The following is a 16,736-nucleotide window of genomic DNA, read 5'->3' as shown; positions in this document are numbered from 1 at the left end:
ATCATCCACAGGAAGAGGCGCTCATGGTTTCACGTGAAACAGAGCCGGAAACCCCGACCTTCACCGTGCGTACCGCGGGTGATCTCGCGAAGAACCACGAGATGTATGCCGACGAAGCGACGCCGCTTGCGAAGGCAGCAGAACACACGGTTCTTGCGCGATCGACCACGCGGATCGCCAGCCAGCGTCCCGACGCGACCCGGGTGATGGTGGTGGCCAACCAGAAGGGCGGGGTCGGCAAGACCACGACGACGGTCAACGTGGCCGCGGGCCTGGCTCAGCTCGGTCAGCGCGTCCTTGTCATCGACCTGGACCCGCAGGGCAACGCGTCCACTGCGCTCTCTGTAGATCACCGCCGAGGGACGCCCTCCACCTACGACCTTCTGGTGGAAGGCGCTCCGCTGGCTGACGTCGTCCACCCCAGCCCGGAGCACGAAGGGCTGCAGGTTGTCCCGGCTACCATCGACTTGGCGGGTGCGGAGATCGAGCTCGTCTCGGTGGTTGCACGTGAGAGCCGCCTGCGGAAGGCGATCTACGCCCACCCGCTCGTCGGCTCAGCGGCTGAGGTGGGGGAGGACCGACTCGACTACGTCCTGATCGACTGCCCGCCGTCGCTCGGGCTGTTGACCCTGAACGCCCTGGTCGCCGGCGAGGAGATGCTCATCCCCATCCAGGCTGAGTACTACGCCCTGGAGGGGCTGGGTCAGCTCCTGGAGACCGTCGAGATGGTCCGTCAGCACCTCAACCAGGATCTGAACGTCTCGACCATCCTGATCACCATGTTCGACGCACGCACCCGGCTCTCGGCCGGTGTCGCGGACGAGGTTCGGGAGCACTTCGGTGACACGGTCCTGAAGACGTCGATCCCGCGTTCGGTCCGGGTCTCTGAGGCACCGTCCTACGGTCAGACTGTGATGACGTATGACCCGGGATCTCCCGGCGCCTTGAGCTACCTTGAAGCTGCTCGTGAGATCAGCACGAAGGGAGCACCGGCATGACCAAGTCCGCACCGCGGCGGGGCCTCGGGCGAGGGCTTGGCGCCCTCATTCCCACTGCCACAGAGCCGCTCTCCGCGCCCGCTGGTGGCGTAGATGGCCGTGAGGGCCTGGGCAGCCTGGGACGCCCGCAGAACGGCTCTGCTGAGGGCGTTCCCTCCGCCGCGCCCAGCACACAGGGCGTCGACGAGGCCACGGCCTATTTCGCTGAGCTTCCGATCGCCTCCATCCACCCGAACACCCGGCAACCCCGCCAGGTCTTCGAGGAGGAGGCGATGGCCGAGCTCGTCCACTCGGTGCGTGAAGTAGGCCTGCTGCAGCCGATCGTGGTGCGACGTGCGGGCGCCGACAGCTACGAGCTGATCATGGGCGAGCGGCGTTGGCGGGCCTCGCAGGAGGCCGGGCTGACGGTCATCCCGGCGATCGTGCGCCAGACCGACGACGATGACATGCTCCGCGACGCGCTGCTGGAGAACCTGCACCGCTCGCAGCTGAACCCTCTGGAAGAGGCTGCGGCCTACGGCCAGCTGCTCGAAGACTTCGGCTGCACCCACGACGAACTCGCGCAGCGGATCGGCCGCTCGCGGCCCCAGATCAGCAACACCCTGCGTCTGCTCCGCCTCTCGCCTGCTGTCCAGCGGCGGGTGGCCGCGGGCGTCCTCTCAGCCGGACATGCGCGTGCCCTGCTCGGCGTTGAGGACCCTGAGATGCAGGATCGTCTGGCTCAGAAGGTCGTCGCCGAGGGGATCAGCGTCCGTGGTCTCGAGGAGATCATGGCGGTCGGGGACCACGGCAAGAAGGAGGAGCGGGCCCCTCGCCGGAAGCTCTCCGCCCCCGGTCTGACCGAGCTTTCGGACCGCCTGAGCGACCGTTTCGAGACTCGGGTGAAGGTGGACCTGGGCAAGTCCAAGGGCAAGATCACCGTCGAGTTCGCCTCGATGGACGACCTTCGCCGGATTGTCGACGTGATGGATCCACGTAACCGCTCGGACCGTCCGATCTGATCGAACGAGGAATCTGCGGCTGGTCGTACCGGTCGGGAAAGTGGCGCGGACCCTGGGTCCGCGCCACTTCTGCGTTCTGGGTGGCGACTGCGTCGCGGCCCAGGAGGCGGTGCGTAGGGACCTGCCTCGCGGGGTGGGGAAGGGGCGGGCCGGGTGGGCGCGGTGGGTTCGCAGAGGTCGCGTGGGGGAGGGCCGAGCGCCCCGTGGAGGTCCTGCCGGTGACGTCTGGCTGTCCGCGGAGTACAGCGGGCCGGCCCCGGGTTCCACGTGAAACGTAGGCCGGGGCCTTTCGGGTAGGCGCTGACCGGCGGCCCAAGTGGTCGCAGAGAGCCGTCCTCGAAGTTCCGCGAAGCCCCGTCTCCTGCTCGGCGAGGCCATCGGAGTAAGAGTCCTTGGTGGTTCGAACCAGGGCACCGGATGCAGTGAGACGGGCCTTCGCTAGGTCCTAGCGGTTCGGTGACGGGCACTCTTGGTCTCATTCGGAGGTGCCGAACGCCCGTCTTTGAGGTCGATATATCGATATAGCGACCTGCAAACCGAGTGCCTGGCATGAATGGCGCAAATCGGACCCAGATATGGCGTAGTGGACCCCTGGCCCAGGTCGGGTCCTGCCATCCACTTCGCTCAGAATCGCTCTCACAGAACTCGATCAGAGGCGTCGGCCCATAGGGAAGGTCACCTGGAGGTACAAAGAGGGGACTAGAACGCACATAGGCGTCAAGATCCCCGAAGAATCCCATCGATGTAGTTCTATGCTGCCTACGGGATCGTTCTGAGAGGCTCCTCCTGGTTCGAGAAGAAGGAAAATGGGCGGGCCTGAGAAGGCGGCCAAACCGCGCCGGATGCCCTCCGGACCCGGCGGGAATCCGCGCAGTTCGAGTTCGGCGGCGGCTTTCGGGAGCACCTGGTCGAAGGTCGATCGCCAACCCTGGACCTCTGCGTAGCTCGCCAAGTCCATCACGGGCACCGGTCGGTGGTCCGCGGAGGTCGCTCCGGCCACATTGCACAGCAGAGGTTTCCAGCTGCGGACGCGTGTGTCGTCGAGCCGATCTGCGGATGGGTGGCCGCGAGAGCCGGGAGGGCGAGTGGTCTGGAAACGTGGCCTGGGTAGTCGGCCGGGTGACGAGGGTGCAGTGGGAGACGACGATGCCAGGGCCCGGAACGGGTTCTGGAAACCGCGCAGTGAACTCGTAGTCCTCTGCAAGGTGCAACCCTTCCTGGCTGAGAGACCGCCACCGGAACCGCTGATCGCGTGGGAGGCATAGAGGGAGGCGGCGATGTCGCAGGCGAAAGCCGGCGAGCTACCGCCAAGGTTCTTCGCGGGTCGAAAGAACCCGGAGTTCTACGCACCACCGGAACATGCGGCGGAGGGGCGGGGTGGTGGAGCAGAGGGCGGTGGGCCAGAAGCGCAGGTCCAGCAGTCGTTGCCTCCGTCGAGCCGGTGGAGGGATTGGTCGGGTTCACCGACAAGGGCGGTCGTGCGAACCAGAGGGTGCCCGTTCCGACCGGCCGACCAGATCAGCTGAATGACGCCTGACCTTCAGATGGCGCAACGAGGGTTTCGGCAGAGCGACGGGTGAAGGACGCACAGATGCCCAGGACGAGCGTCCCTATCGGAGCTGGAGCGCTGCCCGAGGGACGCGCTTGCCGGCGAACTGTGGGCCCGGCAGGAGGCGCCTCCACCGCGTGCCGGAGTTGGATCGGGGGAGCCTCTGAATGCGGCCCCGAACGTGCCGCCGACGTAGCGAGCAGAGGCTACGCCGGAAGCGGCTGCTGTCCCGAGTTGGCGCGTTCCGGTAATCCGCAACGCGGGTCAGATCGCCAGAAGTCGCCTAGTGAGAGCAGGCCACCGCGCGCCGCAGGGCCCCGTTTCAGGCGTAAAACCCACCTAAAAGCGATCAGTCGCTATGTCGACAAACCGACATAGCGACTGATCGCTTTGTAAACGTTTCCCGTGAAACGTCGCGCTACTTCTTCCGCTTCTTCATCGCCTTCTCGCGCTTGCGGGCGGCGCGCTGGCGCTTCTCGTCGGCGTCGATCTTCTCGGCTTCTTCGAGGGTCGGAGCGGAGCCACCGTAGCTGGCGGGGAGCCACCAGGAACCGGGCGGCTGTTCCTCGGCGGGGTACTCGCGGATGCAGGCGTCGAGCAGTGCTTCCATCCGACGCTGTAGCTCAGCGGTCTCGGCGACCGGGTCCTCGCCGGTCGGGTACATCGGCTCGCCGACCTTCACCAGAACGGTCTTGCCGCGCTTGAAGTCCTTGGGGTGGTCCTTGGTGAACATCCGCTGGCAACCCCAGGTGACCACCGGGAAGAGTGGCACCCCGGCCTTGGCGGCGATCCGGACCGCGCCGGTCTTGAGCTCCTTGATCAGGAAGCTCCGGGAGATGGTGGCCTCCGGAAAGATGCCGACCAGTTCGCCGCGCCGCAAGGCCTCGGCAGCAACATCCATCGACTCGAGGCCAGCGGACCGGTCGACGCTGATGTGCTTGAAGGACCGCATCACCGGACCTCCTACCGGGTGGTCGAAGACCTCGCGCTTCGCCATGAACCGGGTGTAACGACCGCGAGCCACCGAGGGGTATCCAGCCATCAGGTAGTCGACATAAGAGGTGTGGTTCACCGCCAGCATCGCGCCACCGGTCTCCGGCAGCAGGTCCACACCCTCCATGCGTACGTCGACGGCACCCAACTTGAACCAGGTCTTCGCGGCAGCGACGACGACGGGGTAGCTGATGTCGGGCATGAGACTCCTTGCGGGACGACGGAGAGCGACCGGTTGGCGGCGCCAGGGAGATCTAGACTAGGCCCATACGCTCGGTACTCGGAGACGTGCATGCCGCAACGAATCAGGGCCTTTCAGCTGGAGTTCTTCGGGCAGCTCCCGCCCGTCGCTCAATCCTGCGCGTTCTGGGAGTCCGATCCGCACGACCGCGCCGAACCCGGCCAACTGGACAACCGGGACGTCAAGCTCGCCTGGCTGACGGCGACGCTTCAGGAGTGGGGAACCTGCGGCCAGGTCGCGATCGTCGACGACGAACTCATCGGCTTCGCCTTCTATGCGCCCAGTAGCAGGGTCCCCGGCGGCACCGCGCCATTGAGTGGCCCGACCGCAGGGGAGACCGTCCTCCTGCTCGGCACCTGGGTGGATCCACGTTGGCGTGGCGGCGGGGTCGCGAAGCAACTCATCCAAGCGACCGCGAAGGATCTGATCGAACGCCGGGCCGCAGGTGCGATCGAGGTGATCGCCGCAGCGCACGCGGCGCCGCCGGATAGAGCGTCGACCGATCCTGTTCACGATGTGCGCTTGGCCCAGGACGCGGTGCACCGCGACTGCCGACTCCCGGTCGCGTTCGCCGAGGCGGTGGGCTTTGAAATGCAACGAGCGCACCCCACCTATCCGCGGTTACGGATGAACCTGCGCCGTACGTTGCCGTGGTCGCGTGGACTGGCAGCGCGCTGGCGCCGACTCGTGGTGGCGGTGCGCCCTCCGCAAATGGCGCCGCGGCCCCGCCGAAGCGAGGCCGCGGAGACCAGAACGGTTGAACTCAGCCGATGAAGTCGGCAAGCTCCTTGAGCAGAACGCCCTTGGGCTTGGCGCCGACGATGGTCTTGACGACCTCGCCGCCCTGGTACACGTTCAGCGTCGGGATACCGCTCACGCGGTAGTTCGACGGAGTCACCGGGTTCTCGTCGACATTGAGCTTGAAGAAGCCCATCTTGTCGCCGTGCGCCGCAGCGATCTCGTCGAGGATCGGGGCGACCTGGCGGCACGGGCCGCACCACTCTGCCCAGAAGTCGACCAGAACGGGCTTGTCGGACTTGAGGACCTCGGCGTCGAAGTCAGCGTCGGTCACAGCTGGGATGTTGCCCACGGTGATGCCTTTCTGATGGTCGGTTGACATGGTTGGAACAACGGCGGGGATGCAGGGATTCCCGCCGGGGATCAGACGCTTACAGCGACCGCGGTTGCGGCTGCGTGGTCAAGGTCGGCGATGTAGCGCTCGGCGTCGAGGGCGGCGGTGCAGCCGGTGCCAGCCGCGGTGATCGCCTGCTGGTACGAGCTGTCGACCAGGTCACCGGAGGCGAAGACGCCGGCGAGGTTGGTGCGCGTGGTGGGGGAGTCGACCTTCACGTAACCCTCGTCGTCGATCTCCACCTGGCCCGCGAAGAGCTCGCTGCGCGGGTCGAGGCCGATCGCGATGAAGAGGCCGGTGGCCGGCAGCTCGGAGGTCTCGCCGTTGACGGTGTTGCGCAGGGTCAGGCTCTCCAGGCTCTCGGTGCCGTTGATCGCGGCGACCTCGGAGTCCCAGATGATCTCCAGCTTCGGGTCGGCGAACGCGCGCTCCTGCATCACCTTGGAGGCGCGCAGCTCGTCGCGACGGTGGATCAGGTAGACCTTCTCCGCGAACCGGGTCAGGAAGGTTGCCTCCTCGACCGCCGAGTCGCCGCCGCCGACGACCGCGATCGTCTGGTTGCGGAAGAAGAAGCCGTCGCAGGTCGCGCACCAGGAGACGCCGCGGCCGGAGAGTGCGTCCTCGTTGGGGAGGTTCAGCTTCCGGTGCGCCGATCCGGTGGAGAGGATCACGCTGCGGGCCTGGTAGGTGTCGGTCGCCGTCTTGACGATCTTGATGTCGCCGGTGAGGTCGACCTCGATCACGTCGTCGGGGATCAGCTCGGCGCCGAAGCGCTCAGCCTGTGCCCGCATCTCGTCCATCAGCGCCGGGCCCATGATGCCGTCACGGAAGCCGGGGTAGTTCTCGACCTCGGTGGTGTTCATCAAGGCGCCACCGGCGGTGACCGCACCCTCGAAGACCAGCGGCTGCAGCGCGGCGCGGGCCGCGTAGACCGCTGCGGTGTAGCCCGACGGTCCCGAGCCGATGATGATGACGTTGCGGATGTCGGTGCTCATGGTGCGCGAGGCCTCCTGGCCGGATCTGGATCGTCGGTACGTAGACGGAACCGATCCTATGCACCCGTCATTCCCGCGGCGGCAGGGTGACCGATGTGAGAGCGCGCTCGTTGCCGTCCTGGCAGGTCAGGACCTCCACCACGCGCGGGGTGTCGGAGACCTGACGCAACGTGTAGTAGACGACTCCATCGGACTTCAGGGGCTTCGCGGCGTCCGCGCAGCTCGACAATCCGAGAAGGTGGTCCAACGCCCGATTCTCGTTGGAACTGTCTGCCGTCGGGTTCAGCGACTTGGCGACGGCGTCCTCGATGGTGCGTTGCTCGCGCTTCGTCAGCGGTGGTTCGAACATACTGAGAGTGGAGCCGAGCAGGTCGCCGGCGTCTGAGGTGAGGTAGCCCTTCGTACGGGTATCGAGCTCCGATTCGGGTGCCGATCGCTGGTCGCGATTCGTCGGCCCCTTCGCAGCGGCTGAGTCGGGCGTGTCGGAGACCGCGGCCGACTCAGCTGTCGTGGAGCCCTGTGCGGCATCCTCCTCGCTGGAGTCGAGCTGGGAGAGGAAGGCACCTCCGGCGCCGATGGCGATGACGGCGGCCGCGGCCGCGATGAGCGCGGTGCGGTAGCGGCGTGGGCGCAGCGGCGTGACGGTGGCCCCTGCTTCCGTTTCAGTCTCGCGGGCAGCGACGAGCTCCGCCAACGTCGAGTCGAGGCGGGCCGCGACGTCGTCGGGCATCTGCTCACGGGCGCGGGCGGCCCGGAGCAGTCGGGTCACTTCTGGTTCTTCGGTCACGACGGGTCACCTCCCAAGGTTCGGTCGTGCGGTGGAGCAGGTCGTGCTTCGCCGTGGATCAGCGATGTGGCGTGCGAGGCTCAGGTCGGTGGGCCACGCGGGGCATCACTGGGTGGGACGGATGTGCCGCTCGGACGGTTCCCCGAGGGCGCCGTGACCTGGGCGACATCGAGGTCGACCAGCAGTTTGGCCAACCGCCGCCGACCCCGGGCGCACCGCGATTTCACCGTACCGATCGCGCAGTCGAGCATCCGGGCGACGTCGGCGACCGGGTAACCCTCCATGTCGACCAGCACCAGTGCGGCGCGTTGATCGTCCGGCAGGGTGGCCAGGGCGGCCAGCACCTGGTCGCGCCGTTCCGCGGTCAACGCGGCGGCGTCGGGTTCCTCCGCCTCGCTGATGGTCAGCAGCGAACCGCGGCCGCCGTACTCGTCCACGTCGTCGGGCAACGCTTCGGCGTGGCGCACCTTCAATGCGCGCAGTCGGTCCAGGCAGGCGTTGACGACGACGCGGTGCAGCCACGTGGTCACCTGGGCGTCGCCCCGGTAGGAGCCGGCCCGTCGGAAGGCCGCGATCATCGCCTCCTGCAACGCGTCGGCCGCGTCCTCGCGGTTGCCCATCGTGCGCAACGCAACGGCCCAGAGCCGGTCCCGGTGCCGCGCGAACAGCTCCCCGAACGCCTCGGCGTCGCCGTCGAGGTGGGCCGCGAGGAGGGTCCGGTCGTCCCGGTCGTCGCTGGTCATGACCGGATCTGGACCTCGGCGATCTGACCGCGGAAGCCATCGGCGTCCGGCAGGCTGGTCAGCCAGACGGCGACCCAGCGGGTGGTGGCAGGCTGCTGGGGATTGAGCCGGGTCAGGCCATCGACGCCGGAGGCGCTGGCCAGGACAGTGCTGTTGGCGAGGTCTTCGGGGCGCGTGGTCCCGGTGAAGCCGAGGAGTTCGAGGTCGGTCTTGCCGCCGGTGACCTCGACCGACACCTGGGAGAGGTGGCGCGCCTTGCCGAGGTCGATCAGCAGGCCGACGCCGTCCTTGATCCCGCCGGGGCCGAAGTTCTGCCGATAGCTCATCGTCTGCCAGGCGGTGGCCGAGTCGCTGTCGAAGGCGAGGGCGACCTGGTCGGGGTTCTCCTCGCGCGAGTCGCCCTGCGGGTCGAAGTCGAAGGTCGCCTTGGGGGCGACCGCGGCACCGGTCGCCTGTGATTCGCTGATCGGCTCGGCCGGGGTGGGGTCGTCGTCGCCGCCGTCGCTACGGCCGCGGTTGAAGCCGTAGATCATCGCGAGCAGCACGAGCAGGGAGGCGGCGAGGATCCATGCCCCGCGCATCCATCGTCGCCCGGGAACCGGCTCCTCCTCCTCGGGCTCGTCGTCCATGATCGGGACCTTGCCGACCTCGGTACCCCAGGGCCAGAACGTGGATGAGTCGGAGAGATCCGGGACGTCGTGGCGTGGGTAGAGCGCGGGCCCGCCCTCGGGGGAGTCGGGTGCGAAGAGGGGGCGCTCCGGGTTGTCCTCGAACGGTGGCGGCGGCGGCGCAGGCTCCGCGCTGGGGGTGCGCCACTGCGGATCGAGGATCTCGTCGTCGAAGACCGGCACGCCGGCCTGGGTGAGTTCGCCGGGGAGCTCACCCGTCGACTCGTTGAGGCTGTCGGCGCTCGGGAGCGCGTCGTCGGCAGGGTCTTCGTCACTCGGCAGTCCGGGGGCCAGCGCGAACGTCTCGATCCGGGGGATCCGTGGCGTGGTGTTGCCACGGGTCCGGGCGGCTTCGGCGGCGGCGACGGCGTTGCGGTCGCCGATGAAGTCGAACATCGCCATCGCGACTTCGGAGGCGGAGCGGACGCGTTGGCCGGGCAGGGCGTGATCGGGGTTGAAGACGCCGTCGCAGAGCGCGTCGAGCACGCGCGGCACGCCGGCTCGCACCTGGCGCGGCCGGAGCACTCGACCGTGGTCACGGGGAGCGGCAGGCACCTTCGAGCCCGACGGCCCCGGCCAACGCCCGGTGAGCGCCGCGTAGAGGAGGCCCACCAGGTCGACCAGTTCGGCGCCGAGGGCTGCGGGCGTGACCCCGTGCAGGGCCGCGTCGACGGCGAAGCCGACCACCTTGACCGAGCCTCGCTCGTCGATCATCACGTTGTCAGGGACCAGCCGGCCGTGGGTGATCCCGAGCCCGTGGGCCGTCGTCAGCAGTTCGGCCACCTCGCCGATCACCCAGGCGGCGCGGCGCGGGGTGAGCGGCTCCTCGGCCAGCATCGTGTCGAGCGACTGTCCCTCGCCCCACTCGTTCACGACGTAGCACCAGGTGTCGGTGACGCCGGCGTCCAGCACCCGCAGCAGCCGTGGGTCGAGGACCTGTGCGGAACGGCGGGCGGCGGTGATCAGCGCGTCCGCGCGGGGGTCTTCGCGATCGATCAGGTGGACGGCGACCGGTCGGGCCAGAACGCCGTCCCAGGCACGCCAGAAGCGACCGCCCCGCGCGTCACTGAGCAGGTCGATCAGACGGTAGCGACCGGTGAGCACGTCGCCGGGTCGCATCGAGATGGGCAGGTCTCCCCCTTCGCTCGTCTAGCCGTTGTTGGTCATCGTAGAGCGATTCCTAGCGTCGGCGGGGGAGCGGCAGCCGACGGCTGATCATCTCGATCAGTTCGGAGACCTCGCGAACCTGGAAAGCGCTGGCTGCGATGGCGAAGACGACGACGTCGACCAGACCGGTGACGCCGAGCAGGAACGCGACGCCGAACCAACCGGCACCGGTCAGCGGCTCGGTGAGCAGCTCCAGGGTCAGCCAGGCTGCGGTGCTGGCGATCAGCGCGGCGAGCGCGGTGCGGGCCAGGAAGGAGACCAGCGCCTTGAGTTCCAGGCCACCGAGCGCGTGGCGCAACTGGAAGAAGGAGAGGGTGGCGCCGACCGCATAGGCACCACCGAACGCGATCACCAGGGCCGGCGAGGTGAACGAGGCGTCGGTGCGGCCGACCAGTACCACCGCCAGTGCGATGTTGCTGGCCGAGACGGCGCACTGGATGAAGAAGACCGTGCGGGTCCGTTCCAGGGCGTAGAAGCCGCGGAGCATGAAGTAGTGGATCGTGAAGAAGAAGAGCGCCGGGGCGAAGAGCGCCAACGACGGTGCGAAGTTCTGGTAGCTGTCGGCGGCGGCACCGTAGCCCCAGACGATCCGGGCGATCGGGTCGGCCAGGAAGGGCAGCAGCGCGGCGAACGGGATGATCAGGGCCAGAGCGGTGCGCAGCGTCGAGGAGAGGGTGGCAGCCAGGCCGCGGAGGTCGACGTCGGCGGCGCGTCGGGAGAGGGCCGGCAGCACTGCGGTCGCCAACGAGACGGTGATGATCGCGTGCGGCACCATCGCCATCAGGTAGGTGTTGGAGTAGACGGTGTACCCGGTGCCGGCGGAGGTGACGCTCTGCCCACATTCGCCGACGGTGCTCGCCGTACCGCTGGAGGCGAGTCGGACCACCACGGTGTAGGCGATCTGGTTGACCACGACGAAGAGGACGGTCCAGACGCCGAGGCGCAGAGTGTGGCCGAGTCCGGTGCCGCGGAAGTCGAACCGCGGTCGATAGCGGAAGCCGGCGGCGCGCAGGTAGGGCAGCAGGATCGCGAACTGGGCCACGATGCCCAGCGTCGAACCGATACCCAGCAGCATCTCCTGCGAGGTGCTGAACGGACCGCACTGTTCGGCGCCGCGGGCCGCGCCGAAGACGAGCAGGTAGATCCCGAGGATCGCCACCGAGATCACGTTGTTCGCGATCGGCGCCCACATCATCGGGCCGAATCGTCCACGGGAGTTGAGGATCTGGCCGACCAGCACGAACATGCCGTAGAAGAAGACCTGCGGCAGGCAGAACCGGGCGAAGTCGACGATGCTGTCGCGCTGTGCGGCGAGCGCGGGATCGTCGAAGGAGCTGTCCAGGAAGAGGCCCATCGCCACCGGCGCGAAGATCACCAGGAGCACGGTGACCGTGCCGAGGAAGAGCGCAGCGAGCGTGATGATCCGGTTGGTGTAGGCCTCGCCGCCGTCCGGATCGTTCTTCATCGACCGGACCAGTTGCGGCACCAGCACGGCGTTGAAGATGCCGCCTGCCAGCAGGATGTAGACCATGTTGGGGATCGTGTTCGCGATGTTGAACACGTCGGCGTGCAGCATGTTGCCGAGCGCCGCTGCCAACAGGATCGTGCGCAGGTAGCCGCTGAGCCGGGAGACCATGGTTCCGGCAGCCATCACCGCGCTGCTGCCAAGCACCGAGGACGACCTCTGGTCGCGATGCTTGGTCACGAGGCGTCTCGATTCCGGATCCGCTTACCGAGGCGGATGGCGATCGCGATGAAGAGGATGCCGACGCCGACACCGAGCACCACCCAGATCACCTTGCCCACCGAGTTGGAGCGGATCCGGAGCTCCTCGACGGCGCCGATCGGCGAGCCGTCGGGGGTGACCGCCACCAGGTCGACCTGGTGGACGCCGATCGTGCCGGCCTTGGCGGTCAGGGTGAGGGTGCGCGAGGTGTTGGCTTCGAGCTCGATCGTGGCGGGGGCCTTGATCTGCAGGTCCTGGTCGGTCTCGGCACGGACCGAGAAGGCGACCGGGTGTTCCAGGCCGTTGGTGACTGTCATCGTGAACGGCCCACTCTCTGCCGAGAGGATCACGAACGACGGGGTGCTGAGCTCGACCTTGGCCAGATGCCGGCGCAGCCAGTCGGTCGCGGCAGCGGTCCGGGTCAGCGCGGTGAGCCGGTCCTCGCGGTTGTGCACCGAGAGGCTGGCGAGGGCTTCGGTGCCGACCTGGGCGGCCAGGGTGTCGTTGAATGGCAGCAGTTCGTCCAGGGTGACGCCGGCGGTGGCGAGCTGGTCGGCCGCGGTGAAGTGCGGGCCGGTGAGTTCGGCGTCCACCTGGCGCTGCGGGTAGACGAGGGTGTCGGTCTCGGTGAAGTCGGTGATCGCGGACCGGGCCTCGCCGACCTGGCCGAGGTCGACGAACGGCTGGTCGAGTGAGTCGAAGAAGGTGTCGGCCGAGCTACCTGGATCGATTCCGTGGGGCAGGTTCACCAGCAGTGGCGAAGCGTCGTCGGTGATCGCCCGGACCGCGGCCTCGGCCAGGATGCGTTGCCGCATAGCCAAGGAGCTGGTCCGGTCGAACGGGTCGGCGCCGCGGTAGGTGTCGGTGTAGATCAGTGCCCTGCCGCCGCCCACCTCGACGGCGGAGGTGTCGGCGGCCTCGGTGGCGAACTTCTCCGGCAGTGAGTGGTTGGAGAGCAGGACGAGGGCGTCTCCGGCGTTCTTCATCACGGTCAAGGGCGCCAGCCCGTTGGGCGGCGCGATCACCGGGCTGCTGACGATACCGAGGCCGAGCAGCGTGGCGTGCGAGGCGGTCTGCGCGTCGGTGATGGTCGACGGGCTGTGCTGGCTCGCCGCGGCGACGTCGAGGTCCCCGTAGGGCAGAGCCAGGACGTCGCTGGATTTGAGTCGCGCTGTCACCGCGCGCAGCCAGTCGTCGGCGAGCTCCGCGGCTCGGGCGTCGATCCCCTCGAGCTGCTTCGACTCCTCCGGCTCTTCAGTGGGCGCGGTGTCGTCGTCCTCGTCGACCTCGACGGTGGTGCCGAGGTTGCGTTCCGGGTTGCCGTCGGCCAACTGCTGGACCGCGGCGATCACGCTCGGGTCCACCAGCACGGAGGAGTCGGCGGCGGATCGGCCACCGATCAGTTCGGCCAGGTTCGCCAGTCGCCCACCGGGCGCCAGATCGCTGGCCCACTCGTCGACGTCGGCGATCCGGCCCTCAGCGGTCTGGTTGACGGCCCGGCGGACCGGTACGACGACGCTGGTGGTGACCGGGTCGTGGTCGCCGCTGACCAGCGGCACGAAGGTCCGCGCCCGACCGTCGGCGAGACCGTCGCGGCCGCCGTCCGCGCTGTCGGAGAGGACCTGGACGCCGAGCTGGTAGACCCCTTCGGCGCCGGTGATCTCAAGCTTCTTGACGGGAACACGGACCCGCCAACGTGCGGTGCCACCGGCCGGCAACTGGGTGATCGAGTTGTCCAGCACCTCCGGGCTCTGCAGGCGCTGGCCGAACGAGACCTCTGCTTCGGCGTCCGCGGCGGTGGTGAGCTCTGCACTGCTGCGGAAGGGGGCGTAGGACGAGAGCGGGTGCACGTTGAGGCCGGTCAGCGTGTTCTCAGTGAGGTTGGTGACCGTGCCGCGCATCGTGATCGACCCCTTCTTCGGGATCACTGCGGGCGAGACGTTCTCGATGGTGACCTCGAACGAATCCTTGGTCGGTGCCCGTCGAGCGGAGCGGGAGGCCTTGGGGGCAGCCTGTTTGCGCGCCTCGGTGGTCTGCTGTTGGTGCTCCCGTCGTCCGGGGTCGCCAGGCTCGGCGTGCGCAGGTGTCATCGTGGCGACCGGAAGGAGGAAGGCCAGAGACACCAGAGGCGCGAGGAAGCGGGCCGCCGGGGGAATCACGGCGTCGACTCTATCCGCCCCACCTCGCCGCGTAGGCTTGTCTCCCGTGTCCGACGCTGAACCCACGCCCCTGCTGATCTCCGACGTACAGGAGAGGGTCGCGCGCGAGCTCGATCGGTTGGCCCCCGTGATCGACGAACTCGGACGTCGCTTCAGTGAGGCAGGGCACACGATCGCGCTGGTCGGCGGTCCGGTGCGCGACGCGATGCTGGGCCGGCTGCACAACGACCTCGACTTCACCACCTCGGCGCGACCCGAGGTGACCGAGAAGTTGCTCCGCGGCCTGAGCGACGCGATCTGGGACATGGGTCGCGACTTCGGCACCATCGGCGCTCGGATCGGCGGCTGGCAGGTCGAGGTCACCACGTTCCGCTCCGAGGCCTACGACCCGACGTCGCGTAAGCCGGAGGTAAACTTCGGCGACACCCTGGAGGGCGACCTCGGCCGCCGCGACTTCACCGTCAACGCGATGGCGCTGACCATCCCGGACCGTGGGTTCGAGGACCCGTTCGGTGGTCTGGTCGATCTGGCTGCCGGCGTGTTGCGGACCCCGGGTACGCCGGAGCAATCGTTCTCCGACGACCCGCTGCGGATGATGCGGGCGGCTCGCTTCGCTGCGCAACTGGGGTTCACCCCCGCGCCCGAGGTGGTCACCGCGATGACCGAGATGGCGGCACGGATCGAGATCATCTCCGCCGAACGGGTCCGCGACGAGCTGGTGAAGCTGATCTGCGCGCCCTACCCGCGGCGTGGGCTGAAGCTGCTGGTGGAGACCGGTCTCGCCGACCACGTACTGCCGGAACTGCCGGCGTTGGCGTTGGAACGTGACGAGCACCACCGGCACAAGGACGTCTACGAGCACACGCTGACCGTGCTGGAGCAGGCGATCGACCTGGAGAAGGCGCGTGGCGGCCCCGACGCCGAGCCGGACTTCATCAGCCGGTTCGCGGCGCTGATGCACGACGTCGGCAAGCCCCGCACCCGCAAGTTCCTCGACGACGGCACGGTGACCTTCCACCACCACGACGTCGTGGGCGCGAAGATCACCCGCAAGCGGATGCGGGCGCTGCGGTTCTCCAACGACCAGGTGGACGCCGTCACGAAGTTGGTGGAGCTGCACCTGCGGTTCCACGGCTACGACTCCGGAGACTGGACCGACGCCGCGGTGCGTCGCTATGTGCGCGATGCCGGCGACCAGGTGGAGCGTCTGCACATCCTGACCCGGGCCGACTGCACCACCCGGAACAAGCGGAAGGCCGAGCGGCTCCGTCGGACCTACGACAACCTGGAGGAGCGGATCGCCCGGCTCTCCGAGCAGGAGGAGCTGGACTCGATCCGGCCCGACCTGGACGGTGCCCAGATCATGCAGATCCTGGGTATCGAACCGGGCCCGGTCGTGGGCAAGGCCTACAAGTTCCTGCTGGAGCTGCGGATGGACCACGGTCCGCAGAGTGTCGAGGACGCCACGGCCGCGTTGCTGGCATGGTGGCAGGAGCAGCAGCCGGACGCCTGAGCAGCGGTAGCGTTCCCGGCAGGATCGTCGTCGAGAACGCCGAGGTGCCCCGTGTCCAGCTCTTCCACCGCCCCATCCGCGCTCCATCGACGCTGGCCCGAGTTGGATCTCGGGTATCGCCGTCTCGGAGCGACGCCGACCCGGGTCGAGCAGGTGGACCTGCCGGGGATCGCCGAGGGTCTATGGATCAAACGCGACGACGAGTTCGGTGACGGCGCCTGGGGCGGAAACAAGGTCCGCAAACTGGAGTGGATCCTGCCTGAGGCGCAGCGCCGCGGGGTGCGCACCCTCTTCACCGTCGGCGGGATCGGTACGCACTGGGGGTTGGCCTGTGCGCGCTACGGCGACGAGGTGGGGTTGCGGACGGTGCTCGGCCTGGTCGATCAGCCGGTCGACGACCATGTCCGCGAACAGTGGGCACGGTTGGTCGCCAGTCCTGCGGTGATCCACCGGTTCAGCGCGTCGTGGCGGTTGCGCCTGGCCGCGCCCTGGTTGCTGGCCCGGGCCGCCGACCGCCGGGGTCTGCGCTTCACGCCGCCCTGGTACCTGCCGGCCGGGGGATCGAACGCGGTCGGCACGCTCGGCTATGTCGAGACGGCGTTGGAGATCGCGGACCAGGTGGCGGCGGGTGAGCTTCCGGAACCTGCCTCGGTGGTGGTCCCGATCGGTTCCGGCGGGACCGCCGCAGGGCTGACCCTGGGCTTCAAGATCGCCGGGCTGGCGACGCGGGTGCTGGGTGTCGTCGTCAACGACTCGTTCCCGTTGCACGCCGAGGTGATGGCCCGGTTGGCGAACCGCACCGGTGAGCTGCTGCGCTCCCGCGGTGCCCGCGACGTCCCCTCGGTGACGGCGTCCGATCTGACCACCCGCGACGACTGGCTCGGCAGCACCTACGGGGACCCGACCCCGGCGTCGATGGCTGCCGTGCGAGCCGCGGCGACGGTGGGCCTGGAGTTGGAACCCGTCTACACCGGAAAGGCGCTGGCCGCCGTCGCGGAGCTGGGCGGAGCGTTGCCCGGCCCGGTGCTCTGGCTGCACACCCACGGCCCGCGGTAGCGGGCGGT

The 16,736-nt window shown here is 68.4% G+C and carries 13 protein-coding genes; 5 read left to right on the top strand and 8 right to left on the bottom strand.

What is annotated here, in order from left to right; genetic code table 11:
• The first annotated feature begins 23 nt into the window (after positions 1–23).
• Positions 24–998, top strand: coding sequence for a ParA family protein (locus tag ACLM5J_RS05065; RefSeq protein WP_413654969.1), 975 nt, complete (start codon positions 24–26; stop codon positions 996–998).
• Positions 995–1,999, top strand: coding sequence for a ParB/RepB/Spo0J family partition protein (locus tag ACLM5J_RS05060; protein ID WP_413654968.1), 1,005 nt, complete (start codon positions 995–997; stop codon positions 1,997–1,999). Before ACLM5J_RS05065 ends, ACLM5J_RS05060 begins: the two co-directional genes overlap by 4 nt.
• Positions 2,000–3,966: 1,967 nt before the next feature.
• Here ACLM5J_RS05060 and ACLM5J_RS05055 read toward each other — a convergent pair.
• A complete protein-coding gene (locus ACLM5J_RS05055) occupies positions 3,967–4,743 on the bottom strand; it encodes a lysophospholipid acyltransferase family protein (protein WP_413654967.1) in 777 nt (258 codons plus the stop codon).
• Between the two features lie 90 nt (positions 4,744–4,833).
• Between ACLM5J_RS05055 and ACLM5J_RS05050 the strand changes: the two genes are divergently transcribed.
• A complete protein-coding gene (locus ACLM5J_RS05050) occupies positions 4,834–5,556 on the top strand; it encodes an N-acetyltransferase family protein (RefSeq protein ID WP_413654966.1) in 723 nt (240 codons plus the stop codon).
• Here the strand turns inward: ACLM5J_RS05050 and trxA are convergent.
• The 7 genes from trxA to ACLM5J_RS05015 form a co-directional block, all read right to left on the bottom strand.
• Entirely contained in the window at positions 5,546–5,902 is a 357-nt protein-coding gene (trxA, locus tag ACLM5J_RS05045) for a thioredoxin (protein ID WP_413654965.1), read from the bottom strand. The two genes, ACLM5J_RS05050 and trxA, sit on opposite strands and share 11 nt — an antisense overlap.
• A gap of 41 nt (positions 5,903–5,943) precedes the next feature.
• A complete protein-coding gene (trxB, locus tag ACLM5J_RS05040) occupies positions 5,944–6,909 on the bottom strand; it encodes a thioredoxin-disulfide reductase (protein ID WP_413654964.1) in 966 nt (321 codons plus the stop codon).
• 67 nt (positions 6,910–6,976) lie between these two features.
• The gene (locus ACLM5J_RS05035) at positions 6,977–7,696 is read right to left on the bottom strand and encodes a hypothetical protein (protein ID WP_413654963.1); all 720 of its coding nucleotides are present in this window, start codon (positions 7,694–7,696) and stop codon (positions 6,977–6,979) included.
• Positions 7,697–7,776: 80 nt separating this feature from the next.
• Positions 7,777–8,439, bottom strand: coding sequence for an RNA polymerase sigma factor SigM (gene sigM, locus ACLM5J_RS05030; RefSeq protein ID WP_413654962.1), 663 nt, complete (start codon positions 8,437–8,439; stop codon positions 7,777–7,779).
• Positions 8,436–10,226 (bottom strand): protein kinase family protein, encoded by a 1,791-nt coding sequence (locus ACLM5J_RS05025; protein ID WP_413654961.1) that lies wholly within the window; start codon positions 10,224–10,226, stop codon positions 8,436–8,438. Before ACLM5J_RS05025 ends, sigM begins: the two co-directional genes overlap by 4 nt.
• Before the next feature lie 61 nt (positions 10,227–10,287).
• The gene (gene murJ, locus ACLM5J_RS05020) at positions 10,288–11,979 is read right to left on the bottom strand and encodes a murein biosynthesis integral membrane protein MurJ (protein ID WP_413654960.1); all 1,692 of its coding nucleotides are present in this window, start codon (positions 11,977–11,979) and stop codon (positions 10,288–10,290) included.
• Entirely contained in the window at positions 11,976–14,159 is a 2,184-nt protein-coding gene (locus ACLM5J_RS05015) for a hypothetical protein (protein WP_413654959.1), read from the bottom strand. Before ACLM5J_RS05015 ends, murJ begins: the two co-directional genes overlap by 4 nt.
• A 46-nt stretch (positions 14,160–14,205) precedes the next feature.
• On the opposite strand from ACLM5J_RS05015, the gene ACLM5J_RS05010 reads away from it, so the two are divergent.
• Both ACLM5J_RS05010 and ACLM5J_RS05005 read left to right on the top strand, forming a co-directional pair.
• Positions 14,206–15,672, top strand: coding sequence for a CCA tRNA nucleotidyltransferase (locus ACLM5J_RS05010; protein WP_413654958.1), 1,467 nt, complete (start codon positions 14,206–14,208; stop codon positions 15,670–15,672).
• A 51-nt stretch (positions 15,673–15,723) separates the two neighbouring features.
• Positions 15,724–16,728, top strand: a complete 1,005-nt coding sequence (locus ACLM5J_RS05005) for a 1-aminocyclopropane-1-carboxylate deaminase/D-cysteine desulfhydrase (RefSeq protein ID WP_413654957.1) — start codon at positions 15,724–15,726, stop codon at positions 16,726–16,728.
• Positions 16,729–16,736: the final 8 nt, after the last annotated feature.

Source organism: Nocardioides sp. Bht2 (genome assembly GCF_047308515.1).
In the GTDB taxonomy this organism is placed as follows: Bacteria; Actinomycetota; Actinomycetes; order Propionibacteriales; family Nocardioidaceae; genus Nocardioides.
This window is presented reverse-complemented; position numbering and strand designations above follow the sequence as displayed.

Bases quoted from the DNA above. Each gene is read 5' to 3' on its own strand.
- ACLM5J_RS05065 (WP_413654969.1), top strand. From the start codon at position 24: ATGGTTTCACGTGAAACAGAGCCGGAAACCCCGACCTTCACCGTGCGT.
- ACLM5J_RS05060 (WP_413654968.1), top strand. From the start codon at position 995: ATGACCAAGTCCGCACCGCGGCGGGGCCTCGGGCGAGGGCTTGGCGCC.
- ACLM5J_RS05055 (WP_413654967.1), bottom strand. From the start codon at position 4,743: ATGCCCGACATCAGCTACCCCGTCGTCGTCGCTGCCGCGAAGACCTGG.
- ACLM5J_RS05050 (WP_413654966.1), top strand. From the start codon at position 4,834: ATGCCGCAACGAATCAGGGCCTTTCAGCTGGAGTTCTTCGGGCAGCTC.
- trxA (WP_413654965.1), bottom strand. From the start codon at position 5,902: ATGTCAACCGACCATCAGAAAGGCATCACCGTGGGCAACATCCCAGCT.
- trxB (WP_413654964.1), bottom strand. From the start codon at position 6,909: ATGAGCACCGACATCCGCAACGTCATCATCATCGGCTCGGGACCGTCG.
- sigM (WP_413654962.1), bottom strand. From the start codon at position 8,439: ATGACCAGCGACGACCGGGACGACCGGACCCTCCTCGCGGCCCACCTC.
- ACLM5J_RS05025 (WP_413654961.1), bottom strand. From the start codon at position 10,226: ATGCGACCCGGCGACGTGCTCACCGGTCGCTACCGTCTGATCGACCTG.